A 25,243-nucleotide genomic window follows, 5' to 3' on the forward strand; every position below is an offset into this window, starting at 1 on the left:
AGGATATTGGTGGGCGAGGGGCGAGGGGCGAGGGGCGAGGGGCGAGGGGCGAGGGGCGAGGGGCGAGGAGAATGCTGTCTTACCCCTTACCCCTTACCCCTTACCCGATGTTCCACGTGAAACATCGGCGAAACAAAAAGGGCCGGCGAGGCGACTCGCCGGCCCTTCCGCGTCGCTCGCTCAGCTTAGTGCTGAAGCTCGGCGATGTCCGCGACTTCGAGGAACAGTGCCTGCAGGCTGGCCAGCAGGGCAAGGCGGTTGCGCTTCACCGCCTCGTCGTCGGCCATCACCATGACGTCATCGAAGAAGCGATCGACCGGCTTGCGCAGGGTCGCCAGCACGTCCAGGGCATCGCTGTAGCGCGCCTCGGCGAACAGCGGCGCGACCTTCTCATGGCAGTCGTTCAGCGCCTCGGCCAGGGCCTTCTCGGCGTCTTCCTGCAACAGCCCGGCGTCGATCTCGACGGAGACGTCGCCGCCCTGCTTGGCGAGGATGTTGGAGACGCGCTTGTTGGCGGCGGCCAGGGCGCCGGCTTCCTCGCGGCGGGCGAAGGCGCTCACCGCCTGCAGGCGGCGGGCGAAGTCCAGCGGCTTGGTGACCGGGCGTGCGCGCACGGCCAGGTAGACCTCGGCGCCGATGCCTTCGTCCTGGGCCCAGGCGCGGAAGCGGTCGAGCATGTAGGCCAGCACCTCGTCGACCAGGCCGTCGGCGTAGGGCAGTTCCTGATGCTGGGCGGCGGCCAGCTCGAGCAGCTCGCGCAGGTCCAGGTCCAGCTCGCCCTGGATCAGGATGTTGAGCACCCCGATGGACGCGCGACGCAGGGCGAACGGGTCCTTGGTGCCGCTGGGACGCTGACCGATGCCGAAGATGCCGGTCAGGGTGTCGAGCCGGTCGGCCAGGGCCAGGGCCTGGCCGGCGCGGGTCTGCGGGATGGCGTCGCCGGCGAAGCGCGGCAGGTACTGCTCCTCGATCGCCTGAGCGACCTCGGCGTCCTCGCCGTCATGGGTGGCGTAGTAGCGGCCCATGATGCCCTGCAGCTCGGGGAACTCCAGCACCATCTCGGTGACCAGGTCGCACTTGGCCAGCTCGGCGGCGCGACGGGCCTGGTGCACGTCGCCGTCGAGCTGGCCGGCGATGAAGGCGGCCACGGCGGCGTTGCGATGGGACTTGTCGCCCAGCGAGCCGAGCTTCTGCTGGAAGACCACGCTGGAAAGGCCGTCGAGGCGAGCGGCCAGCGGCTGCTGGCGGTCGGTCTCGTAGAAGAAGGCGGCATCGGCCAGGCGCGGGTGGATCACCTTCTCGTTGCCGCGGATCACCTGCTCCGGCTCGGCGCTGTCGATGTTGGAGATGGTGATGAAGCCGGGCTTGAGCCTGCCCTCGGCGTCCAGCAGGTGGAAGTACTTCTGGTTGGCCTTCATCGAGGAGATCAGGCACTCGGCCGGCACCTCGAGGAAGCGCTCGTCGAAGCCGCCGGCCAGGGCGACCGGCCATTCCACCAGACCGCTGACCTCGATCAGCAGCTCTTCGTCGATCACCGCCTGGGCCTCCTGCACCTCGGCCTCGGCCAGCACCTGCTCGCGGATGCGCTCGCGGCGCTTGTCGCGGTCGGCCAGCACCCAGGCCTGTTCCAGCGCCTCGAGGTAGTCGTCGGCGTGGGCGAGTTCGATCGGCTCGGGGGCATGGAAGCGATGGCCGCGGGTGGTGCGGCCGGAGGTCAGGCCCAGGGCGCCGGCCTCGACGACCTCGCGGCCGTAGAGCATCACCAGCCAGTGGGCGGGGCGCGAGAACTCCACGCGGGAGGCGCCCCAGCGCATGTTCTTCGGCACCGGCAGGCCGGCGATGGCCTTCTCGACGATGGCCGGCAGCAGGGCGGTGGTGGCCTCGCCTTGCTGCTGCTCGCGATAGCCGAGCCAGGTGCCCTTGTCGGTCTCGAGATGGATCAGTTGATCGACCTCGACGCCGCAGGAGCGGGCGAAGCCCTGGGCGGCCTTGGTCGGTTCGCCGTCCTTGAAGGCGGCGGCCAGCGCCGGGCCGCGGCGCTCGACCTCACGATCCGGCTGCTTGTCGGCAAGCGCCTCGACGCGCACGGCCAGACGGCGCGGGGAACCGTAGGCGGTCACCTCGCCGTGGGCGATATCGGCGTCGGCCAGGCCGCGGCTCACGCCCTCGGCCAGGGCATCGGAGAGTTTGTCGATCGCGCCCGGCGGCAGTTCCTCGACGCCCAGTTCGACCAGAAAGCTATCGGCTGCCATCTCAAGCGTCTCCTTCGGCAAGCAGTTCGCGGCGCAGGGCTTCGGGGGCCAGCGGAAAGCCGGCGGCCTTGCGCGATTCGTAGTAGGCGTGGGCCACGTCACGGGCCATGGTGCGCACGCGCAGGATGTAGCGCTGGCGTTCGGTCACCGAGATGGCGTGACGGGCGTCGAGCAGGTTGAAGGTGTGCGAGGCCTTGAGCACCTGCTCGTAGGCGGGCAGCGGCAGGCCGGCCTCGATCAGCTTGGTGCATTCGCCTTCCTGATGGTCGAAGGCGGCGAACAGCGCCGGCACGTCGGCGTGCTCGAAGTTGTAGGTCGACTGCTCGCGCTCGTTCTGCAGGAAGACGTCGCCGTAGGTGACCTTGGTGCCGTCGGGAGCGACGGTCCACACCAGGTCGTAGACGCTGTCGACGTCCTGGACGTACATGGCGATGCGCTCGATGCCGTAGGTCAGCTCGCCGGTGACCGGGTAGCACTCCAGGCCGCCGGCCTGCTGGAAGTAGGTGAACTGGGTCACCTCCATGCCGTTGAGCCACACTTCCCAGCCCAGGCCCCAGGCGCCGAGGGTCGGAGATTCCCAGTTGTCTTCGACGAAACGGATGTCGTGAACCAGCGGGTCGAGGCCGAGACGCTTGAGCGAGCCCAGGTAGAGCTCCTGGAGATTGGCCGGGGACGGCTTCATCACCACCTGGAACTGGTAGTAGTGCTGCAGGCGGTTGGGGTTTTCCCCATAGCGGCCGTCGGTGGGGCGGCGGGAAGGCTGCACGTAGGCGGCATTCCAGGTCTCGGGACCGATAGAGCGCAGGAAGGTCGCCGGGTGGAAGGTCCCGGCGCCGACTTCCATGTCCAGGGGCTGGAGGACCACGCAGCCCTGTTCGGCCCAGTACTGCTGCAGGGCCAGGATCAGGCCCTGGAAGGTTGTCACGTCTGGCGTCGACTGTGTCATTGCGGAAGCACCGTTGGCCATGAATTCACGAGCGGTCAAGTATACAATCACGGGCAGATCGGTTATAGGCGCAGCCCGGAATACCTGGGGCCATCGTCGTCGGGCGAGGGCTCGGGGCTGATCCGTCGACGGAGCTGCGAGAGGGCGCTGTGACCCCTCCCTGGGCGCTACCGACGCCATCCATGGCGTAGGACCCTCTCTTCGCTCCGTCCCCGGCGCCCCTCATCATCGGCCCAACCGCGGTGGCTCCAACCGCATAGAGAGGAATCCCCATGATCGTAGTGACAGGCGGAGCCGGCTTCATCGGCTCGAATCTGGTCAAGGCACTCAACGAGCGCGGCCGCGACGACGTGCTGGTGGTCGACGACCTGAGCGACGGCACCAAGTTCGTCAATCTGGCCGACTGCACCCTCGGCGACTACCTGGACAAGGACGACTTCCTGGCCCGGGTGAAGGCCGCCCTCAACGGCGAGACCTCGCATCTGCCGCCCATCGAGGCGATCTTCCACGAGGGCGCCTGCTCCGACACCACGGAGTGGGATGGTCGCTTCATGCTCGAGAACAACTTCGAGTACTCCAAGGAGCTGCTGCACTTCTGCCAGCTCAAGGGCATTCCCTTCATCTACGCCTCCTCGGCCGCCACCTACGGCGGCAGCGAGGTGTTCCGCGAGGAGCCCGAGCACGAGAAGCCGCTCAACGTTTACGGCTACTCCAAGCTGCTGTTCGACCAGTACGTGCGCGCCCGCCACGACGAGTTCGAGAGCCAGGTGGTCGGCTTCCGCTACTTCAACGTCTACGGCCCCCGCGAGCAGCACAAGGGCAAGATGGCCAGCGTCGCCTACCACCACCACACCCAGATCAGCGGCGGCCAGGACCTCAAGCTGTTCGGTGCCTGGGACGGCTATGAGGCCGGCATGCAGAGCCGCGACTTCATCTACGTCGGCGACGTGGTCGACGTGAACCTGTGGTTCCTTGACCACCCCGAGGCCTCTGGCATCTTCAACCTCGGCACCGGCCGCGCCGAGCCGTTCAAGGCCATCGGCGAGGCGGTGGTCGACTACTACGGCAAGGGCAAGATCGAGTACATCGACTTCCCCGACGAGCTCAAGGGTCGCTACCAGAGCTACACCCGCGCCGACATCGCACGGCTGCGCGAGGCCGGCTACGACGGCGAGTTCCGCACCGTCGCCGAGGGCGTGAAGGCCTATCTGGAGTGGCTGAATGCCTGACCCGGGCGAGCGCATCCTGGTCGTCGGCCCGTCCTGGGTCGGCGACATGGTCATGGCCCAGAGCCTGTTCAAGACGCTCAAGGCCCGCGACCCGGCGGCGACCATCGGCGTGGTGGCGCCGGCCTGGTCGCGGCCGATCCTCGAGCGCATGGAGGAGGTCGACGAGGTGGCCGCGCTGGAAGTCGGCCACGGCGAGTTCGGCTGGGCCGCACGGCGCAAGCTGGCGGCATCGCTGCGCGGGCGCTTCGATCGTGCCATCGTGCTGCCGCGCTCCTGGAAGTCGGCGCTGGTGCCCTTCCTGGCGCGCATCCCGCGGCGCGTCGGCTTCCATGGCGAGCAGCGCTATGCGCTGCTCAACGAGCGTCGCCGCCTCGACAAGACGGTGCTGGACCAGACCGTTAAGCGCTTCGTGTCGCTGGGCCTGCCGGCCGACGAGGCGGCGCGGGGCGACTTCCCGATCCCGCGCCCGGCGCTGCGGCGCGACGACGCCAATCTGGCATCGCTGCACGCCACGCTCGGTATCGGGACCCGCCCGGCCATCGCCATGATGCCCGGCGCCGAGTACGGCCCCGCCAAGCAGTGGCCGCTGGCCCATTTCCGCAGCCTGGCCGAGGCGCTGATCGCCGAGGGCTTCGAGGTGCGGGTGATGGGCGGGCCCAAGGACGAACCCGCCGGCGAGACCATCGCCGGCGGTCTCGAGCATGTGCACAACCTGTGCGGCAAGACCCGGCTGGCCGACGCGGTGGACCTGCTCGCCGACTGCCGCCAGGCGGTGACCAACGACTCGGGGCTGATGCACGTGGCCGCCGCCGCGGGCACCCGCATCCAGGCGATCTACGGTTCCTCGTCGCCGGCTTATACGCCGCCGCTCACCGAGAACGCCGCGATTCACTACCTGGCGCTGGACTGCTCGCCCTGCTTCGAACGGACCTGCCCGCTGGGACACACCAACTGCCTCAAGCAGCAGCCGCCGGAGAGGATCCTGTCGGCCATCCTGGCCGGCTAGGCAATGCTGAAAAGTGTCTGCGCTCGGCTATACGGCGTTAAAACTCAACTCGTGCGCGAGCCCGGTCAAAGTCCTCATTTACAGCTCGTAAACTCCGGCTTTTGACTCGTGACATCCTGTCACTCGCTCTTCGAGCAGCAGAGCTGCCCAAATCGGCAATCCCTGCCGATTTGTCGTTGATTTTTGCCTTGTCTAACTTTCGCTCGCCGACTTTTCAGTCAATGCCCGCGGCTCTTCGCCCGAATGCTCCGCCCGGACCGACGCCGGCTCCGGGCGGGGCAGATCCAGCCCCTTCCACAGTCGGCGCTGCAGGGCGGTCTCCTCCTGCATCCGGGCGTTGATCGCCTCCAGGCCGTGGCGCTCGACCAGCGTCGGTGCCCGCGAAAGCAGCGAGACGCCGAGCCCCGCGCGGTGGTTCTCGACGCGAAAGCCCATGGCCTCGAGCACGGTGGGCAGCACGTCGAGGGTCGAGCCCTCGCGGTCGAGGCGGCGCGGTATCAGGTCGTTGCGCAGCAGCATCAGGGTGTTGGCCCGGGGGCCGGCGATCAGCTCGTCCCAGGCCGAGACGCGCATGGTCAGGTGATCGCTGGCGAGCACCACCAGGGTGTTGTCCAGCAGCCCCTCGGCCTCCAGGCGCGTCACCAGCCGCTTGGCCAGCCAGGCCGAGCATTCCACCGCGTAGAGGATGTCCTCGCCGTCGTGCTCGCCCTGGCGCGCCTCGCAGGCCCGGGCCGGGAAACCGGCGGGCGGATGGGTGCCGAGGCTCAGCGCGATCACGCCCCAGGGGGCGCCCTCGGCCTCGCGGTGGCGGATCTCCTCCCGGGTGAAGTCGAAGAGGCTGTCGTCGTACAGCCCCCAGCTGTTGAGGTAGTCCGGATCCTCGAGCCGCGGGGCCAGGGTCTCGCGGCCGCGCACCCGCGTGACGCCGTGGCCGGTGTAGAAGCGCCCCTTGCCGGCGAAGCGGGTGCTGGCGCCGCCGAGGTAGCTGAGGGCATAGCCCTGTTCCTGCAGCAGGTCGCCCAGGCAGTCGACGCCCGGCACGACCCGCTCCAGCGGCTCGAACTGGCTGTCGTGGAGCAGGCCGGCGGGCATCAGTGGCGTGCCGCACTGGCTGGCGATCATGCCGGCCATGGTCCAGCCGGTGTTGTCGAGCTGGCGGATTCCCTCGAGGACCACACCGCGTTCGCCGAGCTCGGCGAGCGGCGCATAGGCGTCGCCGAAGCGCTCGCGGTCGGCGTAGGTGCGTTCCAGGCTCTCCAGGTAGAGCACCAGCAGATTAGGCGGGTCCGCCGGCGCCTCCTGGATCACCGGCGGCACGTAGCGGCGATCGAGCCAGGCGCCGTCCTCGGTGATGAAGGCCATGCCGCGCTGGCCGAGTCCCAGCAGCATCGGGTTGCCGAGCAGCAGCACCGCGGCCAGCAGGCGTTCATGGCGGGCCCAGCGATCGTCGCGTCGTACCAGCCAGGTGAAGGCTGCCAGCACCGCCAGCATGGCCAGGGTATAGAGTGCGGCGGCGACCAGCCGCTCGCCGCCGCCGTGATCGCTGATGCCGGCCTGCAGATGGAAGAACACCGCGCCGATGTCGACGTCGCCGAAGCTGTCGGCCAGATAGACGTAGATACCCCACAGGATCAGCGGCAGCAGCAACCAGGGCCAGCGGCGTTGCGGCGGGGAGTCGGCTTCGGCGCCCCAGCGCCGGGCGTGGGCCAGCCACAGCCAGCCGGCGGCGATCGGCCACAGCGCAAGCGCCGGCAGCCGGGTCACGGTGACGGCGGCGAAGCCCAGGGCCAGGCCGAGAGTCAGCAGGGCCCAGCCGCGCGGATGCCTGAATCGAATGGGCAGGGCGCGCTCAGCGTTCGTCCTGATCCGCACGTTCGTTCTCGTAGAGCTCGTTGAGCTTGGCGTACTTCATGTAGGCGTGGAACGCGGTGGTCATGGCCACGGTGAAGCCGTCTGCGCCCTGGAAGAGCCCGCCCTTGAGGATCAGCTTGCGGAAGGTGGCGGTGGCCGCATGCAGCGCCGGCCGCACCGCCGAGGGCCGCTTGCCGCGCTCCTTCATCGCCCAGGCGTCGCGGCTGGAGAGCGCATCGATGCGGCTGATCCAGTGCGACAGATCGCGGTAGGTGAAGTGGCGAATGTGGGCGTCCAGGTCGACCACCGAGGGTGCCTGCACCGAGGAGTGCGCCTTCTTGGGCAGATAGCCCGAGGTGGTGCGGTTGTAGAGCCGGGTGACCGGGTCGGGGTAGAAGCCCGCGGCGCGGATCCAGTGACGGCCGGCGAAGTTGCGCCGCTTGAAGCGATAGGCCTGGTTCGGGTCGTCCAGCGCCAGGCCCTGGATGGCCGCGATGGCGTCGTCGTCGAGGCGCTCGTCGGCGTCCAGCGCCAGGATCCAGTCGTGGGCGGCCTGGGGTACGGCGAAGGCCTTCTGCGGGCCGTCGCCGAGATAGGGCTGATGAATCACCCGGGCGCCGGCGGCCTCGGCGAGCGCCACGGTGTCGTCCTGGCTGCCGGAGTCGACGACGATCACCTCGTCGCAGACCCGTTGCAGGGAGACGACGCAGTCGGTGACGTTGTCGGCCTCGTTGAGCGTGATGATGATGCCGGAGATGGGCGTCATGGGCGGGCCTCGCGGATCGAAGGAGAGGTCAGGTGCGCGGCGATGGCCTCGGCAGCGGCGGCGAGATCGATGGATGCCATGTCCGACTCATGGGCGCCCTCGGGCGGGCAGAAGGCCAGGCGCCGGTCCTCGTTGTTGCAGGTCTGCCAGCGCAGCGGCGTGGCCGAGCGTCGCGAAGGATAGAAGCCGGCGGTGGGCCGGTCCAGGCAGGCGGCGACATGCAGCGGCCCGGTGGAGCCGGCGATGAACAGGTCGGTGGCCGCCAGGCTTCGGGCGAAGGCCTCGAGCCCCGGGCTCGGCGGCAGGCGGCGGGCTTCCAGGCCCGACGCGACCAGCGTCTCGCACAGGGCGTCGGCGTTGTCGGTCTCGCCCGGTCCGGCGGTGATCACCCAGGCCGGCGCCGTGTCCGCCTCGCGCAGCCGGGCGTCGACGTCGGCGGCCAGCCGCGCATAAGCCTCGGGCGTGAGGTTGACCGCCGAGCCGCCGCTGCCGGGGTGCAGGAACAGCCACGGGCGGTCGTCGTCGAGTCCGGTGGCCTCGGCCACGAGCGCTCGCTGGCGGGCGCGCTCGTCGTCCTCCAGCGGCCAGTAGGGCGGCGTCGGGCGCGTCGAGGCCTCGATACCCAGCGCCTCGAGCAGCGCCTCGGCCAGCTCCAGGTTGTAGACGTACTCGGGTTTCGCCGAGCGCGACCTGCGCTGGGTGACGCGGTGGTTGTAGAATAGCTGCGCCCACTTGGTGGCCGGCGCCAGGCGCAGCGGAATGCCGGCGCGCCAGCCCAGCCAGCCGACGCGCGGCGTGGAGAACAGCGTCAGCAGCGCATCGAAGTGCCCGGCCTTCAGCTTGGCCAGCAGCGCGCGGCGGCCCTCGCGGCCGGCGTCGTCGCCCGGGTCGAGGATCACCTCGTCGATCCACGGGCAGGCGCGGGCCAGCGGGGCGGTGTAGCCTGGCACCAGCACGCTGACGTGGGGGCGCGGCGAGGCGGCCTTGAGGGCGGCCAGGGCCGGCCAGGCCAGCATGAAGTCGCCGAGCTTGTCGTTGCGAACCACCAGCAGGCGCGGCGGCCGTTGATCGGAGAAACTCGTCATGGGGCTCCCGAGCCCCGACACCGAATGGAGGATGCCTTGAGACCCAAGGTCATGCAGCTCTGCCTCTCGAACGGCTGGGGCGGACTGGAAATGTATCCTGCGCGGATTATACCCGAGCTGGCCCGCCAGGGGTGGGAGGCCCACGGCCTGGCACTGGATGGCTCCCGGGTGGCGGCGAGCCTCGAGGCCGCGGGCGTCACGCCGCTGACGGTGGCCTCCCGCGGCCAGGCGCTGTGGCGGGTCGGGCGGATTCTTGCCTACCTCAAGGCCCACGGCATCGAGGTCATCCACTGCCACAAGTCCAGCGACCTGCGTCTGGGCGCGCTGCTGGCCACCCTGCGCCCGGGGCTCAGGCTGTTCTTCACCGATCATATGGGCGTCACCCGGCCCAAGCGTGATCCCTACCACCGCTGGGCCTACGGCCGGGTCACCCGGCTGTTCTCGATCAGCGAGGCGACCCGCGCCCGCAATCTCCAGGCCTTCCCGCTGCCGGCCGAGCGCATCAGCCGGCTCTATCTGGGCATCGAGCCGGCACCTTACGTGGCCGACCTGGCCGATGACGAGCGCGACAGGCTGCGCACCGAGCTGGGCGTGCCCGAGGGCGCGTTGGCGATCGGCCTGCCGGGGCGCATCACCCCGGGCAAGGGGCAGCGGGTATGGATCGAGGCGTTGGCGGCGCTTGCGGAATGCCGGCCCGACATGGCCTGGCACGGCGTGGTGATCGGCGGGCTGACGGCCAACGAAGGCAGCAACGCGGCCTTCGTCGAGGCGCTGCGCGAGCGCGTCGAGGCGCTGGGGCTCGGCGCGCGTGTCACCTTCGCCGGCTTCCGCGCCGACCTGCCGCGCTGCCTGCAGGCGCTGGACGTGGTCTGCACGCCATCGCGCAACGAGGCCTTCGGGCTGACGGTGATCGAGGCCATGGCCGCCGGCCGGCCGGTGGTGGGCGCGTCGAGCGGGGCGATTCCCGAACTGGTGAGCCCCGACACCGGACGGCTGGCCGATCCCGAAGCGCCGGAAGAATGGGCCGCGGCGCTGGCCGAGCTGGTCGACGACGGCGCGCTGCGCGAGCGGCTCGGCGCGGCGGGCCGGGCGCGGGTGCTGGAGGACTTCACCCTGGCGCGCCACGTCGAGGCGCTGGTGGCAGAGTACGCCGCATAGCCGATCGGCGTCGGTGAGCGTCGGGGCCGAGGCGGAGCGAGGATTTTTTGCCAAGGAAGGCAAAAGTAGCTTACAGGGAAGTATTTACAGCGCCCTCGCGATGGTCCGGCACCCCGGGCTTGGGTGCCGGTAAAGCTCATCGCTGATCTTGAACAGAGCCATAGCCGCGACGGATGGCGTCCATGGCGGGCGTGGCGTCGAACTTGGTCAGCGAGCGGGCCAGCCGCTCGAGGTTGGCCTCCTGCCACTGGCCGGGCGGGCGCAGCCGGCAGCGGTCGAAGTCGATCAGCCACACGCTGTCGTCGTCATCGACCAGCAGATTGCGGGCGTTGAGGTCCACGTGGTCGAGGCCGGCGTCGTGGAAGCGGCGCACCGTGGCGCCGACCCGCGCCAGCAGTGCGTCGTCGGCGTCAGGGAGCCGCTCGGCCAGGGCGCGGGCGCCGTTCAGGCGCACGGTGATCAGGGCGGCCTCGTAGCTGGGGCCGTGGCGGGTCGTCATCGCCGCCACCGGGCGGGGCACCGGCAGGCCGAGCGAGAACAGGTGGGCGGTCAGGCGCAGCTCGCGGAAGGAACGGCTGCGTTCGGCGCCGGTCCACAGGTAGCGCGATTCGCTGACCCGGGCCACCAGGCCGCCGCGGCGATAGGGGCGCAGCACCCACTCGGCGTCGCCGGCGTCGAGGAACAGGCTGGCGCCGCGGCCGGGCGCCTCGCCGGTGACGCGGCCCTGTCGGCGCCAGTGGTCGGGATCGAAGGTCGACGGGCCGATTTGTGGCGCCCCATCGGCGTCACATAAACTGTCCGCATCATATAAAATGTAAACCTTTCCCGTTTGAAGCGTTGCCAATCGCATGAAGCATCCTCTGCCCGCCAGCCCCGCCCATATCGGCGTGCTGCGCCTCTCCGCCCTGGGCGATGTCTGTAACCTGGTTCCGACGATCCGCGCGCTGCAGCGTCAGTGGCCCGATGCGCGTATCACCTGGATCATCGGCAAGGGCGAGCACAGTCTACTGGCCGGCATGTCGGGGGTCGAGTTCGTCGTCTACGACAAGACCACGGGCCTCGCGGGGATGCGCGAGCTGTGGCGGCAGCTTTCGGACACCCGCTTCGACGTGCTGCTGCACATGCAGCAGGCGCTGCGTGCCAGCGTGCTCTCGCTGGGTCTCAAGGCCGACCTGCGCGTCGGCTACGACAAGGCCCGCGCCAAGGATGCCCAGCACTGGTTCACCCATCGCCAGCTGGCGCCGCATCCCCGTGCCCACGTGCTCGAGTCGTTCCTCGACTTCGCCCGGCTGCTGGGCGTCGAGGACCTCTCGCTGGAGTGGGACATGCCGATCCCCGACGCCGCCCGCGACGAGGCCGCAAGGCTGACCGGCGACGCGCCCTATATCCTGATGAGCCCCTGTGCCAATCCGCGGCTGCGCAACTTCCGCAACTGGTCGGCGGAGGGCTATGCCAGCGTGGTCGAGCATGCCTGGGTCCAGCACGGACTGAAGACGGTGCTGACCGGCGGCGGCAGCACCCAGGAGCGCGAGATGGGCAGCCGCATCCAGTCGCTGTCCCAGCCCGGCGCGGTCATCGACGCCATCGGCGGCTCCTCGCTGAAGGGCCTGCTGGCGCTGATCGACGGCGCTCGGGCGGTGGTAGCGCCGGACTCCGGCCCGGTGCACATGGCCAACGCGCTGAATACCCCGGTGGTCGGCCTGTTCGCCACCACCAACCCGGACCGGGCCGCGCCCTACTGCTGGCGCGAGCACGTGGTGAACCGCTACTCGGACGCGGTGCGCCAGTTCCTGCACAAGGACCCCGAGACGCTGCCCTGGGGGCAGCGGGTCCGCCATCCCGACGCCATGTCGCTGATCCAGGCCGACGACGTCATTCACCATCTCGAGGCGGTGCTGGCCATCGCCGCGTCCCGTCAGGAAAGGGAGTCTTCCGATGAAGCTTGATCTGACCGCCCTGGAGCACTCGCGTCTGCTGGTGGTGGGCGACGTGATGCTCGACCGCTATTTCCACGGTGGCACCTCGCGCATCTCGCCCGAGGCCCCGGTGCCGGTGGTGCGGGTCGAGGAGGCCGAGGACCGCCCCGGCGGCGCCGCCAACGTGGCGCTCAACATCGCCTCGCTGGGCGCCCGGGCGGCGCTGGCCGGGCTGGTCGGCGACGACGATAATGCCGACCTGCTGAGCCGCCGGCTCGAGGACGCCGGTGTGAGCACTCATTTCGCGCGCAGCGCCGATATTCCGACCATCACCAAGCTGCGGGTGATGAGCCGCAACCAGCAGCTGATCCGCCTCGACTTCGAGCAGAGCCTCGGCGACGTGGACACCGGCCCGCTGGCGGAGAAGGTCGAGACGGCCCTGGACGACGCCGACCTGGTGATCCTCTCCGACTACGGCAAGGGCACTCTGGCCGACGTCCAGGGGCTGATCGGCCGCGTCCGTGCCGCCGGCAAGCGGGTGCTGGTCGACCCCAAGGGCAGCGACTTCCGCAAGTACCGAGGCGCCAGCGTGATCACCCCCAACCTGGCCGAGTTCGAGGCCGTCGCCGGCCCCTGCCCGGACGACGCCACTCTGTTCGAGCGCGGCGAGGCGCTGCGCGCCGAGCTGGAGCTCGAGGCGCTGTTGATCACCCGCAGCGAGAAGGGCATGACGCTGATCCGCGAGGGCCACGAGCCGCTGCACCTGCCGACCCGTGCTCGGGAGGTGTTCGACGTCACCGGCGCCGGCGACACCGTGATCGGCGTGCTGGGCCTGGCGCTGGCCGCCGGCCATGGCTTCCCCGAGGCCATGACCCTGGCCAATCTGGCCGCCGGCCTGGTGGTCGCCAAGCCCGGCACCGCCACGCTGTCCGTCGCCGAGCTCTACACCGCCCTGCACGGCGACAAGCTGGCCGAGTTCGGGGTGATCGGCGAGGCGCCGCTGATCGAGGCGGTGCGCGCCGCTCAGGCCCGTGGCGAGCGGGTGGTGATGACCAACGGCTGCTTCGACATCCTCCACGCCGGCCATGTGGCCTACCTGGAACACGCCCGCCGGCTCGGCGACCGCCTGATCGTGGCGGTCAACGACGACGCCTCCATCGCCCGGCTCAAGGGCCCCAAGCGGCCGATCAATCCGCTGGCCCGCCGCATGCAGGTGCTGGCCGGGCTGGGCGCGGTGGACTGGGTGGTGCCCTTCGCCGAGGACACCCCGCAGCGGCTGATCGAGGCGGTGCTGCCCGACGTGCTGGTCAAGGGCGGCGACTACCGGCCCGAGGACATCGCCGGCGGCGAGGCCGTGCGCGAGGCCGGCGGCGAGGTGCGCGTGCTGGGCTTCGAGGACGGCGTCTCCACCACGGCCATGATCTCCACCATTCTCGACCGCGAGGCCTGATGGCCGGCCATCCCTGGGTGCGGCGCGGCTACTCCGCCGCGCTGCTGACGCTCTCGCCGCTGGTCTGGCGGCGGGTGTGGAAGGAGAGCCTGCCCGGGCGCTCCCGTACCGAGCGGCTGGGGCGCATCGCCGCCTCGCCCGAGGGCGCGCACAGCCTGTGGCTGCACTGCGCCTCGGTGGGCGAGGTGCAGGCCGCCCGCCCGCTGATCGAGGCCCTGGCGCGTCGTCACCCCGACAGCCGCCTGGTGATCACCACCATGACCGCCACCGGCGCCGAGCGCGCCCATGCCGTTGCCGAACGCCTGCAGGGCGAGGGCGATGTGGCCGAAGTGAGTCATCACTTCGTGCCGCTGGACTTCCCCGGCGCCGCGCGGCGTTTCCTCGAGCGCCTGCGCCCCGATCTCGCCATCTTCTTCGAGACCGAACTGTGGCCCAACCTGCTGGCCGGCTGCGAGCGGCGGGGCATTCCGGTGGCGGTGGTCAACGGCCGGCTCTCGCCGCGGGCCTTCCAGGGCTACCGTCGACTCGGGCGGCTGATGGCCGAGGCGCTGTCCCACGTCAGCTGGCTGGGGGCCAAGTCCGAGGCCGATGCCGAGCGCTTCCGGGCGCTGGGCATGGCGGCGGAGAAGACGGAGGTGACCGGTTCGCTGAAGTTCGATCTGGCCCGTGATGACAAGGCCTTCGAGGTGAGTGAGCGCTTGCGCGCCGGGGTCGGCAAGCGCCCGGTCTGGGTGGCGGGGTCGACCCACGAGGGCGAGGACGAGGCGCTGCTCGAGGCCCATGCGCGGCTGCGCGAGCGCTATCCCGAGGCGCTGCTGATCCTGGTGCCGCGCCATCCCCGGCGCTTCGAGGCGGCGGCCGAACTGTGCCGGGCCGAGGGCATGATGGTGGCCCGGCGCTCGCGGGACGAGGCGGTGAGCGGCGAGACTGCGGTCTACCTGGGCGACACCATGGGCGAGCTGTCGGCGCTCTACGGCGCCGGCGACGCGGCCTTCGTCGGCGGCAGCCTGGTGCCGATCGGCGGCCACAACCTGCTGGAGCCGGCCGCCATGGGCGTACCGGTGCTGACCGGCCCCGAGCTCGCCAACTTCAGCGACGTGGCCGAGGCGCTGCGCGAGCGGGACGCGCTGGTGGAGGTCGGCGACGCCGCCACGCTCGCCGAGGCGCTCGTGCGCCTGCTCGGCGACGCGGCGGAGCGTGAACGCCTCGCCGCGGCCGGGCGGGCGGTGGTCGAGGCCAACCGCGGCGCCCTGAAGCGCACGCTGGAAGGCCTCGAACGCCTTCTTCAGACGAAGTAAGCGCTCACTCCTTTCACGCTTCCGGCGTCAGGCGCTGGACGCCCTGGTCGGTGCCCAGCAGCAGCACGTCGGCGCCGCGGGCGGCGAACAGGCCGTTGGTGACCACGCCGACGATGGCGTTGAGCTTCGCTTCCATGGCCACCGGGTCGTCGATCATGAACTCATAGCAGTCGAGGATCTGGTTGCCGTTGTCGGTGACCACGCCCTGGCGGTAGACCGGGTCGGCGCCCAGCTTGACCAGCTCCCGGGCCACGTAGGAGCGCGCCATGGGAATCACCTCCACCGGCAGCGGGAAGTCGCCCAGCCGCTCCACCTTCTTGGAGCCGTCGGCGATGCACACGAAGCGCTGTGCACAGGCGGCAACGATCTTCTCCCGCGTCAGGGCCGCTCCGCCGCCCTTTATCATCTGCAAGTGAGCGTTCACTTCGTCCGCGCCGTCGACATAGACGGGGACGGTGCCCACCTCGTTGAGCTCGAAGACATCGATGCCGTGGCTGCGCAGGCGCTCGGCGCTGGCCTCGGAACTGGCAACGGCGCCGCGGAAGTCGTCGCGTACGGCGGCCAGCTTGTCGATGAACCGATTGGCGGTGGAGCCGGTGCCGACGCCGATCACCACGTCACGCCCGAGATGGGGGCGGATCTCGTCGAGGGCGGCGGCCGCCACGGCGTCCTTGAGTTCGTCCTGGGTCATGGGGGGACTCGTCTGGCTGGAGGGTGGAAATGCCGCGCCATTATAGGCCATGGCGCCTCGCCGTGCTGGACGCCGTGCCGGCGCGAATGCTACCAATAGAGGTTCCCCTCGCGCCGCGTCATGCGGCCCCTCGCGCTACTTATCGGAATGTCAGGATGCTCGAAGATACCGTCAAGAAGATTCTCCAGGCCCGGGTCTATGAAGCCGCCCGGGAAACGCCGATCTCATCGGCCCCCTTCCTGTCCCGCCGATTCGACAACCAGATTCTGATCAAGCGCGAGGATCTTCAGCCGGTCTACTCCTTCAAGATTCGCGGCGCCTACAACAAGATGGCGCAGCTCAGCGACGAGCAGAAGGCCAAGGGCGTGATCGCCGCCTCGGCGGGCAATCACGCCCAGGGGCTGGCCATGGCCGCGAAGCAGATGGGGGTGAAGGCGGTGATCGTGATGCCGCGCATCACCCCGGAGATCAAGGTCGCCGCGGTGCGCGCGCGGGGTGCCAGGGTGGTGCTCAAGGGCGACGCCTTCGCCGAGGCCGCGGCCCACGCCCAGGAGCTGATCGCCGAGCACGGCTATACCTATATCCCGCCGTTCGACGACATCGACGTGATCGCCGGCCAGGGCACCGTGGCGGTGGAGATCCTGCGCCAGAACCCCGGTCGCCTCGACGCCATCTTCGTGCCGGTGGGCGGCGGCGGGCTGATCGCCGGTGTGGCCGCCTACGTGAAGTACCTGCGCCCGGAGATCAAGGTGATCGGCGTCGAGTCCGAGGACAGCGCCAGCCTCAAGGCGGCCCTGGACAGCGGTGAGCGCGTGGTGCTGGACCAGGTCGGCGTGTTCGCCGAGGGCGTGGCCGTGGCCCAGGTCGGCGAGGCGCCCTTCGCGGTGATGCGCGACCTGGTGGACGATGTCATCACCGTCAACACCGACGAGATGTGCGCCGCGGTGAAGGACATCTTCGAGGACACCCGCGCGGTCTCCGAGACCTCCGGCGCCCTGTCGCTGGCCGGCCTCAAGAAGTACATCCAGCAGACCGGCGCCAGCGGCGAGACCCTGGTGTGCATCAACTCCGGCGCCAACACCAACTTCGATCGCCTGCAGCACATCGCCGAGCGCACCGAGCTGGGCGAGCAGCGCGAGGCGATCCTGGCGGTGACCATTCCCGAGCGGCCGGGCAGCTTCAAGAAGTTCTGCCGCACCATCGGCAAGCGCATGGTCACCGAGTTCAGCTATCGCTACGCCGATCCCGAGCAGGCGCACATCTTCGTCGGCGTGCAGGTCAAGCCGGGCGGCGAGGACCGCCAGGCGGTGATCGACCGGCTGCGCGAGGCCGACTATCCGGTGGAGGACCTCACCGACAACGAGCTGGCCAAGCTGCACCTGCGCCATCTGGGCGGCGGTCGTCCCCAGGAGCGCTTCGACGAGGAGGTCTATCGCTTCGAGTTCCCGGAGCGCCCCGGAGCGCTGATGAACTTCCTCACCCACCTGCCCCATGACTGGAACATCTCACTGTTCCACTACCGCAATCACGGCGCCGCCTACGGTCGGGTGCTGGTCGGCATGCAGCTGCCGGAAGGCGATCGCGGCCACGTCGAGGAGCACTTCGACGAGATCGGCTATCGCTACTGGAAGGAGTCGGACAACCCCGCCTATCGCCTGTTCATGGCGTGACGTTCTCCGGTCGGCGTGAGTAAGCGGTCGCTTGCGCGCTAGGCTCTGCCATATCGACATTGTTTTCCTTCATTCTCCGGGTATGACGGTTGTCATGCCCGGGGGCTTCCGCTAGGCTGTGGCCTCGCTCGAGGCGCCCACTTCCTCATCGATGCGAAAGCCGTGAACAAACGGCGTTCGAGGAGGTAAATGCGCCTTTTGCAGCGATCTCGACGTCGTATAGTCAATAGCCGTCAACGTCAGCCGATGTCCCGGGAGATCCCCCGGACGCGGCGCCGCCACATCCAAGGGAGTCGACGATGAAGCGCAAGCCCGACCTGGTCATGATCCTGGTACTGATCTTCGGGATCGGTGTCGTGGCCACCGGCTACGCCCAGGCGCTGGTCGGCCAGTAGGCGCCGAGCGGAGCGATTCCCGAAAAAAAGCGGTCGATGCCACCAGGCATCGACCGCTTTTTCGTGGGCCGCGTTCCGGCCGGGCGTCAGGGGCGCACCACGCGCCGGTCGCTGACGATGGCATCGAGCGGTACGTCCCAGGGCGCCACCGGCAGGCGCTCGACGCGCTGGCAGTCGTGGGCCAGGCCGATCAGCCGCGGACGCGGCCCGCGGCCGCGGGTGAAGGCCAGGGTGCGGTCGTAGAAGCCGCCGCCCATGCCGATGCGCTGTCCGTCGTCGTCGAAGCCGACCAGCGGCATCAGGATCAGGTCCAGTGCCCAGGCCGGGGTGCGGCGGGCGCGATGGGCGCCGTGCCGGGTGCAGGGCTCGGGGATGCCGAAGCGGTTGGTCACCATCGGCGTACCGGTGTGGTAGTGCACGAACCACAGGGCGTTGTGGGAAAGCGGGCGCAGCACGGGCAGATGGACGCGGGCGCCGCGGCCGTTCAGCCAGGGCATCAGTCGGGTCGGGTCGATTTCGCCGTCATTGGGCAGGTAGAGGGCCACGCGTCGGGCGCGCTGCACTTCGGGAAGGCGCCGTAGCTGGTGGCATAGCCGCCGGGCGGCCTGGTCCTGCTCTTGCGCGCTCAGCCGGCGTCGGCGACGGCGAAGCTCGCGACGCAGGGCGCGTCGTTCGTCGTCACGCACGGGGCAGGCGGCGGTGTCGTGAAGATCGGTCATGCAGAAAGGAGTTCCCCAGAGTGCCGCTGTCATTCTGGCCCTTGAACCCTGTGGTTCAAGGTGGGTGGCCGCAGCCGGACCGTCAGGCTTTCCGTCGCACGGACATGCACACGGGTCCGGACTAGCTGTTGGCCCCCTGGGTACTGCGCATAGGCTCGAGGGACTTAACGACTGGCGAACACCCCAGGGAACGCTTCTATCCTAGCAGAGCCAGGCCTGCGTCCAAAGGGAAGAATCCTCAGCGCGAGGGCGCGTCGGCCAGCGCCTTCTCCAGGCGCGCGCTGAGCTCGCCGAGGCTCTTCTCGCCGGCGCGGCGCTCCTCGAGGGTCTCGAGCAGCTCGTGGGTGATGTTCAGGGCCGCCATGATGGCGACTTTCTCCCGGTCGACCACCTTGCCCTGGGCGTGGATGCCCTGCATGGCGCGGTCCAGGTAGCGGGCGGCGCGCTCCAGCTTGTCCTGCTCGTCCGGCGGACAGGCGATGACGTACTGGCGCTCCAGCAGGGTGATCTCGGTGGTGGGCCGCGAGGCGTCGGTCATGGGGGGCTCCGGCGGGCCCGGAGCGCGCGGGGTGCGGCGCCATGGGGGCCCGATGCGTTAACATCGTGGGGTATACGTACGTCAAGTCACTATAAGAGAGCCGTTTGCGGCCGGTCAACGCGCCGCGCGGCCCTCGCACCGGATGGTCCCATGTCTCTGATCAACGAACGTCAGGATTTCTCCGACATCGCCGACACCTTCCTGCTGCACGGCAGCATGCAGTCGCCGGCCTTTCTCGACGGGCGCCTGTGCGCCTCGCTGGCGCTGCACGATCTCAGCGCCGAGGGATGGCTGGAGATCGTGTGCCAGAACCTGGGCGTCGAGCAGCCCCGCGACGAGCCGTCCGCCGAGCGCCTGCTGGGCTGGCGCCGCCAGACCGTGGAAGCGCTGTCGGCCAGCGAGATGAACTACGAGCCGCTGCTGCCCGACGACCTGTTCTCCCTGGCCGAGCGGGCCGAAGGCCTCAAGGACTGGACCCTGGGCTTCCTCGAGGTGATCGAGGACGCCGGCGACGCGCCGCGCAAGCAGTGGTCCGAGCCGCTGCGCGAGGCGGTCGACGATCTCAAGGGCCTGACCAACATCGAGACCGACCTCGATGACGACCCGGAGAACGAGAACGACCTCTTCGCCCTCACCGAGCACGCCCGCATGGCCGCCATGATGCTCTACACCGAGCAGCACCCCGGCCAGCCGCAGGTCGAGAAGGTCGACGACCCCGAGTCCTACACCAAGCACTGAGCCGGTCCGGGCCGCCGGCCCGGCACCGTGTGATGTCCGGCCCCGCCGCGTGGCGGGGCTCCCGCCTGCCCGAGGAGCTGCCATGCCGCCCGAGATCCTGCCCCGCCCTGCCGCCATCGGCGCGGCCGAATTCCGCGAGCGCCGCCGCCGCCTGATGGCCTCGCTGCCCGACGATGCCGCCGTGCTGCTGCCCGGCGCCGCGCTGGTGACCCGCTCCGGTGACAGCGAATACGCCTTCCGTCAGGACAGCGACTTCCATTACCTGACCGGTTTCCCCGAGCCCGATGCCCTGCTCCTGCTGCTGCCCGGGCGGGAAGATGGCGAGAGCGTGCTGTTCTGCCAGGATCGCGACCCCGAGATGGAGGCCTGGACCGGGCGCCGGCTGGGCGCGGAAGGCGCCGAGCGCGTGCATGGCCTCGACCAGGCCTTCGGCAATGCCGAGCGCGATGAAGCTCTCGCTGCGCTGCTCGACGGCCGCACCGCCCTCTACCTGCCGCTGGACGACAGCGAGGCGCTGCACCTGGCCGAGTCGATCCGCGCCGAGCTGCAGGCCGGCGCCCGTCGTGGGGCGCGGCCGCCGCTGGCCTTCGCCGACGTGTCCGCGCGCCTCCACGAGCAGCGCCTGGTCAAGAGTCCGGCGGAGCTGGCGCTGATGCGCCATGCCGGCGCGGTCAGCGCGAAGGCCCACTGCCGGGCGATGAGCGCCTGTGTCCCCGGCCTCACCGAGTACCAGCTGCAGGCCGAGCTCGAGCATGAGTTCCTGTGGCAGGGCGGCAGCGGCCCGGCCTACGCCAGCATCGTCGCTGGCGGTGCCAATGCCCGTGTGCTGCACTACATCGAGAACGCCGATGCGCTGCATGACGGCGATCTGGTGCTGATCGACGCCGGCGCCGAGTTCGACCTCTATGCCGGGGACATCACCCGTACCTTCCCGGTCGGCGGCCGCTTTGGCGAGGCGCAGCGCGCCCTCTACGAGGTGGTGCTCGGCGCCCAGCAGCGCGCCATCGAGGCGGTGCGCCCCGGCACCACCCTGACCGCGATCCACCGCGGCGTGGTGCGTGACCTCACCCAGGGGCTGATCGAGCTCGGCCTGCTCGACGGCGAGCTGGAGGCTTGCCTGGAGCACGAGGCCTGGCGGCGCTTCTATCTCCACGCCACCTCCCACTGGCTGGGCCTCGATGTCCACGATGTCGGCCAGTATCGCCAGGACGGCGAGCCGCGCCCGCTGGTGCCGGGCATGGTGCTGACCATCGAGCCGGGGCTCTACGTGCCCGAGGATGACGACATTCCCGTCGCCTATCGTGGCATCGGTATCCGCATCGAGGACGATGTGGCGGTGACCGAGGCCGGGCACGAGGTGCTGACCGCCGGCGTGCCCAAGCGGGTGGCCGATATTGAGGCGCTGATGGTCAAGAAATGATCGTTAGCGGACTTCATAGCATCCGTTTTACGTAACTTACATTATGAAATCTCGGTCGCGAACGGTGCCTCGGCCCCACACGCACAGCGCCGATAACGAGGGCCGTCAGGATGAGAGTCGTGAGTATGCGAGCCGTGATGACAGCCGTGAGGAACGCCATGAGGAAAGAGAGGAGCCGGCCATGAGCGATCTGGGCGGGGGCGAGGCCCCGCGGCAGGTGGATATCGCCATCGTTGGCGGCGGCCTGGTGGGGGCCAGCCTGGGCTGTGCCCTGGCGCCGCTGATCGAGCGGCTGGGGCTGACGGTGGCGGTGATCGAGGCCGCGCCCGTGACGGCGAATCTCGACGCGCCCTGGCAGCCGAGCTTCGATGCCCGGGCCAGCGCCATCGCCCAGGGCTCGGTGGCGCACTTCCGCACCCTGGGGCTGTGGGACGGCCTGGCCGAGCAGGCCTCGCCGATCCGCCGCATCCACGTCAGCGAGCAGGGCCGTCTGGGGGCGACCCGGCTGAACGCCGAGGAGCTCGGCAGCGAGGCCCTGGGGCAGGTGATTCCCAACGCCTGGCTGGGGCGCGTGCTGCATCGCCGCCTGGCCCAGCTGCCGCTGGACTGGCACTGCCCGGCCAGGGTCGAGGCGATCCGGCCCGTGGCCGGCGGCCACCGGCTGACGCTCTCCGACGGCGCCTGCCTGGAGGCGGGGCTGACGGTGCTGGCCGACGGCGGGCGCTCGGGCCTCAAGGAGCGCCTCGGCATCGAGAGCCGAGAGCGGCCCTACGATCAGGTCGCGCTGATCGCCGGCATCGAGGTCGACCGGCCCCACGATGGCTGGGCCTACGAGCGCTTCACTGGCGACGGCCCGATCGCCCTGCTGCCGCTCAAGGGCCAGGCCATGGAACTGGTCTGGACCCATGAGGCGGGCCAGGAGACCGATCGCCTGGCCCTCTCCGACGGCGACTTCCTGGCTCAGCTGCAGCGCGCCTTCGGCGACCGCGCCGGGCGCTTCCGCCGGGTCGGCAAGCGCCACGCCTATCCGCTGTCGCTGGTCACGGCCCGGGAGACCACCCGGCCCGGACTGGCGGTGATGGGCAACGCGGCCCACTCGCTGCATCCGGTGGCCGGCCAGGGTTTCAACCTGGCGCTGCGCGGGGTGATGGACCTGGTGGCCGCCATCGAGGCCGGCGCCGCGCGCGGCGATGCCGCCGGCAGCGCCGCCACCCTGGGCGACTTCGAGGCCCGCCGCGGCGGTGACCGCCACGACGTGATCCGCTTCAGCGACGGCCTGATCCGGCTGTTCGGGCTCGACAGCACACTGCTATCCCATGCCCGGGCCGCCGGCCTGGTGGGGCTCAACCTGATGGGCCCGCTGCGCCGCACCCTGGCCCGCCGGGCCATGGGGGTGGAACGATGACGGCGGCGCCCGTGAAGAAGGACGACTGCGTGAATGACGAGGCGAGCGGCATGCGCCGCGACGCGACGCCGGCCGGCGAGACGATCATCGTCGGCGGCGGCATGGTCGGCGCGACCCTGGCCTGCCTGCTGGGCGAAGCCGGGATAGCGGTGACGCTGGTGGATGCGCGCCCGGCGCCGCTGGACGCCGAGGCCGTGGGCCGCGGCCGGCCGGAGCGGCGGGTCAGCGCCCTGACGCCGGTCTCCCAGCGCCTGCTCGAGGGTCTGGGCGCCTGGGCGTGGATGCAGGGCCGGCGCGTGACGCCCTATCGCGGCATGCGCGTGTGGGACGCCGAGGGCACCGGCGAGGTGGCGTTCACCGCCGAGGAGGCCGGCCTGCCGGTGCTCGGCCATATCGTCGAGAACGACGTGGTGGTGGCGGCGCTGGAATCGCGGCTGGCGGGTCTGCCGACGGTGACCCGGCGCTTCGGGGCCAGGGTCACGGGCCTCGAGGACGGGCCGGCCGGCCGCACGCTGGTGCTGGACGGCGGCGAGCGCCTGAACGCCCCGCTGGTGGTGGCCGCCGACGGCGCCCGCTCGCCGCTGCGCGAGCTGGCCGGCATCGGTGTGACGGCGCGAGAGACCGGCCACTCGGCGTTGGTGACCACGGTGCGCACCGCCGAGCCCCACGGCGGCGTGGCGCGCCAGGCCTTCCTGGGCGATGGCCCGCTGGCCTTCCTGCCGCTGACGGTGGAGGGCGACGACCACTACTGCTCGATCGTCTGGTCGACCACGCCGGAGCACGCCGAGCGGCTCTGTGGCCTCTCTTCCGAGGCGCTCGGCCGAGCGCTGACCACGGCCTTCGACGGCCGGCTGGGCGAGGTGGAGGCGGTCGATGGTGCCCTGGCGGTGCCGCTGACCCAGCGCCACGCCGAACGCTATGTGCTGCCGGGACTGGCGCTGGTGGGCGATGCCGCCCACAGCATCCATCCGCTGGCCGGGCAAGGCGTGAACCTGGGGCTGATGGACGCTGCGGTGCTGGCAGAGGAGCTGCTGACGGCGCGTCGGCGCGGCGTGGGGCTGGGCAGCGAGGCCTGGCTGTCGCGCTATGCGCGGCGCCGCCGCGGCGACAATGCCGCCATGCTGAAGCTGATGGACGGCTTTCGGCTGCTGTTCGGGGCCCGCCATCCGGCGCTGACCCTGGTCCGTAACCTGGGCATGTCCGGCGTCGATCGCCTGTCGCCGCTCAAGCGGCTGCTGATGCAGCAGGCGGCCGGGCGACGGGGGCGGTTGCCGGCTTCGTGCCGTTGAGGACTCTTGATGAGTCGCTGAGGGCGCTTGTCCAGGCCGAGGGCTCTCGTCTGTCGCGGAGAGCCCTCGCCGCCTGCCGGGCGCGGCGTCAGCCGTCGCGGCCTTGGCCGGCGGCGGCGCCGCGCTCGCCCAGCACGTTGAGCGCCTTGAGCAGGTTGAGCGCCTCGCCGAGCTGGTAGTCGTCGCGCAGTCGCTCGCTCATCTCGCCACTCGTCTGGGCTTTGCCGTTGCCGGCCAGGTGGCCTTCCAGGTCGGCCTCGCGCACGCGCAGGCCGGTGTTCTCGGCGACCTCGAGGCGGCCGCGCACCACCTGCACGTCGGGTTCGATGCCCAGCGCCTGGATGGAGCGCCCGCTGGGCGTGAAGTAGCGGGCGGTGGTCAGCTTCAGCGCCTCGTCGTCGCCCAGCGGCATGATCTGCTGCACCGAGCCCTTGCCGAAGCTCTCGGTACCCATCAGCACGCCGCGGCGCTGGTCCTGCAGGGCGCCGGCGACGATCTCCGCCGCCGAGGCGCTGCCGCCGTTGATCAGCACCACCAGCGGCACGTCCGGCGCGGCGGTGTCGCGGTGAGCGGAGAAGCGCATGGCGCTGTCCGGCAGACGGCCCTCGGTGTAGACGACCAGGCCGTGGTCGAGGAAGGCGTCGGCCACGTCGACCGCCGCCTGCAGCACGCCGCCGGGGTTGTTGCGCAGGTCGAGCACCAGGCCCTGCAGCGGACCGTCCTCGCGCAGCGCGTCCAGGGCGTCGACGACCTGCTCGCCGGTGCGGGTCTGGAACTGGCTGATGCGCACGTAGCCGTAGCCCGGTGCCAGCATCTCCTGCTTGACGCTCTCGGTGCGGATCACCTCGCGCTCGACGCTGACCTCGCGCGGTGCGCTCTCGCCCTCGCGCATGATGGTCAGGCGGATCTCGGTGCCGGGGTCGCCGCGCATCAGGTCGACGGCCTCCTGCAGCGACATGCCCTCGGTGGGGGTGTCGTCGATGCGCAGGATGGCGTCCTGGGCCTGGAGGCCGGCGCGGGAGGCCGGGGTGTCGTCGATGGGCGTGATCACGGTGAGCTGGCCGTCGCGCTTGCCGACCTCGATGCCCACGCCGCCGAACTCGCCCTGGGTGGACTCGCGCAGGCTACGGTAGTCCTCGGCGTTCAGATAGGTGGAGTGCGGATCGAGTTCGTTGAGCATGCCGCGCATGGCGTTGTGTAGCAGGGTGGCGTCGTCGACTTCCTCGACGTAGGCCCGCTTGATGCGCTCGAACACCTCGGCGAAGGCCTGGATCTCGGCCACCGGCAGGTCGTCGTCCGCCGGCGAGGGGGCGGGAGCGGCCAGCGCAGGCAGCGGCAGAATCATCAGGGCGACCGGCAGCAGGGCCGCTTTCAGTTGCCGCAGCGGGGCGTTCGTCGAAGGCATGCGCGTTCTCGTGGCT

The 25,243-nt window shown here is 70.3% G+C and carries 21 protein-coding genes and 1 other RNA gene; 11 read left to right on the forward strand and 11 right to left on the reverse strand.

The genetic code is table 11. The features are described from left to right. Window positions 1–185: 185 nt before the first annotated feature. Together glyS and glyQ are read right to left on the reverse strand one after the other, a co-directional pair. Window positions 186–2,252, reverse strand: a complete 2,067-nt coding sequence (gene glyS, locus MYL53_RS13640; RefSeq protein ID WP_247854494.1) for a glycine--tRNA ligase subunit beta — start codon at window positions 2,250–2,252, stop codon at window positions 186–188. Window position 2,253: 1 nt separating this feature from the next. Then, the gene (gene glyQ, locus MYL53_RS13645) at window positions 2,254–3,198 is read right to left on the reverse strand and encodes a glycine--tRNA ligase subunit alpha (RefSeq protein ID WP_247854495.1); all 945 of its coding nucleotides are present in this window, start codon (window positions 3,196–3,198) and stop codon (window positions 2,254–2,256) included. A gap of 272 nt (window positions 3,199–3,470) precedes the next feature. On the opposite strand from glyQ, the gene rfaD reads away from it, so the two are divergent. Together rfaD and waaF are read left to right on the forward strand one after the other, a co-directional pair. Continuing rightward, window positions 3,471–4,427: an ADP-glyceromanno-heptose 6-epimerase gene (gene rfaD / locus MYL53_RS13650; protein WP_247854496.1), complete on the forward strand. Its 957-nt coding sequence runs from the start codon at window positions 3,471–3,473 to the stop codon at window positions 4,425–4,427. Beyond that, complete coding sequence (waaF, locus tag MYL53_RS13655) at window positions 4,420–5,433, forward strand: lipopolysaccharide heptosyltransferase II (protein ID WP_247854497.1); 1,014 nt, start codon at window positions 4,420–4,422, stop codon at window positions 5,431–5,433. Before rfaD ends, waaF begins: the two co-directional genes overlap by 8 nt. Before the next feature lie 192 nt (window positions 5,434–5,625). On the opposite strand, the gene MYL53_RS13660 is transcribed toward waaF, so the two are convergent. Genes MYL53_RS13660 through MYL53_RS13670 form a run of 3 tightly spaced genes read right to left on the reverse strand, consistent with a single transcriptional unit; the run spans window position 5,626 to window position 9,135 of the window. After that, complete coding sequence (locus MYL53_RS13660) at window positions 5,626–7,299, reverse strand: sulfatase-like hydrolase/transferase (protein WP_247854565.1); 1,674 nt, start codon at window positions 7,297–7,299, stop codon at window positions 5,626–5,628. Beyond that, window positions 7,283–8,050, reverse strand: a complete 768-nt coding sequence (locus MYL53_RS13665; RefSeq protein WP_247854498.1) for a glycosyltransferase family 2 protein — start codon at window positions 8,048–8,050, stop codon at window positions 7,283–7,285. The genes MYL53_RS13660 and MYL53_RS13665 overlap by 17 nt, the downstream gene beginning before the upstream one ends. Beyond that, a complete protein-coding gene (locus MYL53_RS13670) occupies window positions 8,047–9,135 on the reverse strand; it encodes a glycosyltransferase family 9 protein (RefSeq protein ID WP_247854499.1) in 1,089 nt (362 codons plus the stop codon). The genes MYL53_RS13665 and MYL53_RS13670 overlap by 4 nt, the downstream gene beginning before the upstream one ends. 36 nt (window positions 9,136–9,171) lie before the next feature. Between MYL53_RS13670 and MYL53_RS13675 the strand changes: the two genes are divergently transcribed. Then, a complete protein-coding gene (locus MYL53_RS13675) occupies window positions 9,172–10,293 on the forward strand; it encodes a glycosyltransferase family 4 protein (RefSeq protein WP_247854500.1) in 1,122 nt (373 codons plus the stop codon). A 136-nt stretch (window positions 10,294–10,429) separates the two neighbouring features. On the opposite strand, the gene MYL53_RS13680 is transcribed toward MYL53_RS13675, so the two are convergent. Further along, window positions 10,430–11,143, reverse strand: coding sequence for a 3-deoxy-D-manno-octulosonic acid kinase (locus MYL53_RS13680; protein WP_247854501.1), 714 nt, complete (start codon window positions 11,141–11,143; stop codon window positions 10,430–10,432). Between MYL53_RS13680 and MYL53_RS13685 the strand changes: the two genes are divergently transcribed. From MYL53_RS13685 to waaA, 3 genes are read left to right on the forward strand one after another with little or no spacing between them, the layout of a single operon-like run. After that, entirely contained in the window at window positions 11,142–12,239 is a 1,098-nt protein-coding gene (locus MYL53_RS13685; RefSeq protein WP_247854502.1) for a glycosyltransferase family 9 protein, read from the forward strand. The genes MYL53_RS13680 and MYL53_RS13685 overlap by 2 nt on opposite strands. Next, on the forward strand, window positions 12,229–13,659 hold the full coding sequence (gene hldE / locus MYL53_RS13690; RefSeq protein WP_247854503.1) for a bifunctional D-glycero-beta-D-manno-heptose-7-phosphate kinase/D-glycero-beta-D-manno-heptose 1-phosphate adenylyltransferase HldE: 1,431 nt from the start codon (window positions 12,229–12,231) through the stop codon (window positions 13,657–13,659). The genes MYL53_RS13685 and hldE overlap by 11 nt, the downstream gene beginning before the upstream one ends. Beyond that, window positions 13,659–14,957: a lipid IV(A) 3-deoxy-D-manno-octulosonic acid transferase gene (waaA, locus tag MYL53_RS13695; protein ID WP_247854504.1), complete on the forward strand. Its 1,299-nt coding sequence runs from the start codon at window positions 13,659–13,661 to the stop codon at window positions 14,955–14,957. The genes hldE and waaA overlap by 1 nt, the downstream gene beginning before the upstream one ends. A 13-nt stretch (window positions 14,958–14,970) precedes the next feature. Here the strand turns inward: waaA and rpiA are convergent, their stop codons facing one another. After that, the gene (rpiA, locus tag MYL53_RS13700; RefSeq protein WP_247854505.1) at window positions 14,971–15,648 is read right to left on the reverse strand and encodes a ribose-5-phosphate isomerase RpiA; all 678 of its coding nucleotides are present in this window, start codon (window positions 15,646–15,648) and stop codon (window positions 14,971–14,973) included. An 86-nt stretch (window positions 15,649–15,734) separates the two neighbouring features. On the opposite strand from rpiA, the gene ilvA reads away from it, so the two are divergent. Continuing rightward, window positions 15,735–17,318, forward strand: coding sequence for a threonine ammonia-lyase, biosynthetic (ilvA, locus tag MYL53_RS13705; RefSeq protein WP_282103581.1), 1,584 nt, complete (start codon window positions 15,735–15,737; stop codon window positions 17,316–17,318). Between the two features lie 481 nt (window positions 17,319–17,799). Here ilvA and MYL53_RS13710 read toward each other — a convergent pair whose 3' ends face one another. The 3 genes from MYL53_RS13710 to MYL53_RS13720 form a co-directional block, all read right to left on the reverse strand. Then, a complete protein-coding gene (locus tag MYL53_RS13710; protein ID WP_247854507.1) occupies window positions 17,800–18,432 on the reverse strand; it encodes a 5-formyltetrahydrofolate cyclo-ligase in 633 nt (210 codons plus the stop codon). Window positions 18,433–18,440: 8 nt separating this feature from the next. Then, window positions 18,441–18,625, reverse strand: a non-coding RNA gene (gene ssrS, locus MYL53_RS13715) — 6S RNA. Between the two features lie 45 nt (window positions 18,626–18,670). Continuing rightward, entirely contained in the window at window positions 18,671–18,970 is a 300-nt protein-coding gene (locus MYL53_RS13720) for a cell division protein ZapA (protein WP_016854149.1), read from the reverse strand. Between the two features lie 150 nt (window positions 18,971–19,120). Here MYL53_RS13720 and MYL53_RS13725 point away from each other — a divergent pair, with 150 nt between their 5' ends. The 4 genes from MYL53_RS13725 to MYL53_RS13740 all read left to right on the forward strand — a co-directional run bounded on the left by MYL53_RS13725 (window position 19,121) and on the right by MYL53_RS13740 (window position 23,822). Next, entirely contained in the window at window positions 19,121–19,708 is a 588-nt protein-coding gene (locus MYL53_RS13725; protein WP_247854508.1) for a UPF0149 family protein, read from the forward strand. An 82-nt stretch (window positions 19,709–19,790) separates the two neighbouring features. Beyond that, complete coding sequence (gene pepP / locus MYL53_RS13730) at window positions 19,791–21,128, forward strand: Xaa-Pro aminopeptidase (protein WP_247854509.1); 1,338 nt, start codon at window positions 19,791–19,793, stop codon at window positions 21,126–21,128. Window positions 21,129–21,309: 181 nt separating this feature from the next. Further along, entirely contained in the window at window positions 21,310–22,533 is a 1,224-nt protein-coding gene (gene ubiH, locus MYL53_RS13735) for a 2-octaprenyl-6-methoxyphenyl hydroxylase (RefSeq protein WP_247854510.1), read from the forward strand. Window positions 22,534–22,583: 50 nt separating this feature from the next. Then, window positions 22,584–23,822: a UbiH/UbiF/VisC/COQ6 family ubiquinone biosynthesis hydroxylase gene (locus MYL53_RS13740; RefSeq protein WP_247854566.1), complete on the forward strand. Its 1,239-nt coding sequence runs from the start codon at window positions 22,584–22,586 to the stop codon at window positions 23,820–23,822. An 88-nt stretch (window positions 23,823–23,910) separates the two neighbouring features. On the opposite strand, the gene MYL53_RS13745 is transcribed toward MYL53_RS13740, so the two are convergent. After that, a complete protein-coding gene (locus MYL53_RS13745) occupies window positions 23,911–25,227 on the reverse strand; it encodes a S41 family peptidase (protein ID WP_282103567.1) in 1,317 nt (438 codons plus the stop codon). Between the last annotated feature and the right edge of the window lie 16 nt (window positions 25,228–25,243).

Source organism: Halomonas getboli, from assembly GCF_023094245.1.
GTDB lineage: Bacteria > Pseudomonadota > Gammaproteobacteria > Pseudomonadales > Halomonadaceae > Halomonas > Halomonas getboli.

Bases quoted from the DNA above. Each gene is read 5' to 3' on its own strand.
- ilvA (WP_282103581.1), top strand. From the start codon at position 15,735: ATGCTACCAATAGAGGTTCCCCTCGCGCCGCGTCATGCGGCCCCTCGC.
- pepP (WP_247854509.1), top strand. From the start codon at position 19,791: ATGCCGCCCGAGATCCTGCCCCGCCCTGCCGCCATCGGCGCGGCCGAA.
- MYL53_RS13685 (WP_247854502.1), top strand. From the start codon at position 11,142: ATGAAGCATCCTCTGCCCGCCAGCCCCGCCCATATCGGCGTGCTGCGC.
- MYL53_RS13665 (WP_247854498.1), bottom strand. From the start codon at position 8,050: ATGACGCCCATCTCCGGCATCATCATCACGCTCAACGAGGCCGACAAC.
- rfaD (WP_247854496.1), top strand. From the start codon at position 3,471: ATGATCGTAGTGACAGGCGGAGCCGGCTTCATCGGCTCGAATCTGGTC.
- MYL53_RS13670 (WP_247854499.1), bottom strand. From the start codon at position 9,135: ATGACGAGTTTCTCCGATCAACGGCCGCCGCGCCTGCTGGTGGTTCGC.
- MYL53_RS13710 (WP_247854507.1), bottom strand. From the start codon at position 18,432: ATGACCGATCTTCACGACACCGCCGCCTGCCCCGTGCGTGACGACGAA.
- hldE (WP_247854503.1), top strand. From the start codon at position 12,229: ATGAAGCTTGATCTGACCGCCCTGGAGCACTCGCGTCTGCTGGTGGTG.
- waaA (WP_247854504.1), top strand. From the start codon at position 13,659: ATGGCCGGCCATCCCTGGGTGCGGCGCGGCTACTCCGCCGCGCTGCTG.
- glyS (WP_247854494.1), bottom strand. From the start codon at position 2,252: ATGGCAGCCGATAGCTTTCTGGTCGAACTGGGCGTCGAGGAACTGCCG.
- ubiH (WP_247854510.1), top strand. From the start codon at position 21,310: ATGAGCGATCTGGGCGGGGGCGAGGCCCCGCGGCAGGTGGATATCGCC.
- MYL53_RS13720 (WP_016854149.1), bottom strand. From the start codon at position 18,970: ATGACCGACGCCTCGCGGCCCACCACCGAGATCACCCTGCTGGAGCGC.
- rpiA (WP_247854505.1), bottom strand. From the start codon at position 15,648: ATGACCCAGGACGAACTCAAGGACGCCGTGGCGGCCGCCGCCCTCGAC.
- MYL53_RS13740 (WP_247854566.1), top strand. From the start codon at position 22,584: ATGCGCCGCGACGCGACGCCGGCCGGCGAGACGATCATCGTCGGCGGC.
- MYL53_RS13680 (WP_247854501.1), bottom strand. From the start codon at position 11,143: ATGCGATTGGCAACGCTTCAAACGGGAAAGGTTTACATTTTATATGAT.
- MYL53_RS13725 (WP_247854508.1), top strand. From the start codon at position 19,121: ATGTCTCTGATCAACGAACGTCAGGATTTCTCCGACATCGCCGACACC.
- waaF (WP_247854497.1), top strand. From the start codon at position 4,420: ATGCCTGACCCGGGCGAGCGCATCCTGGTCGTCGGCCCGTCCTGGGTC.
- glyQ (WP_247854495.1), bottom strand. From the start codon at position 3,198: ATGACACAGTCGACGCCAGACGTGACAACCTTCCAGGGCCTGATCCTG.
- MYL53_RS13745 (WP_282103567.1), bottom strand. From the start codon at position 25,227: ATGCCTTCGACGAACGCCCCGCTGCGGCAACTGAAAGCGGCCCTGCTG.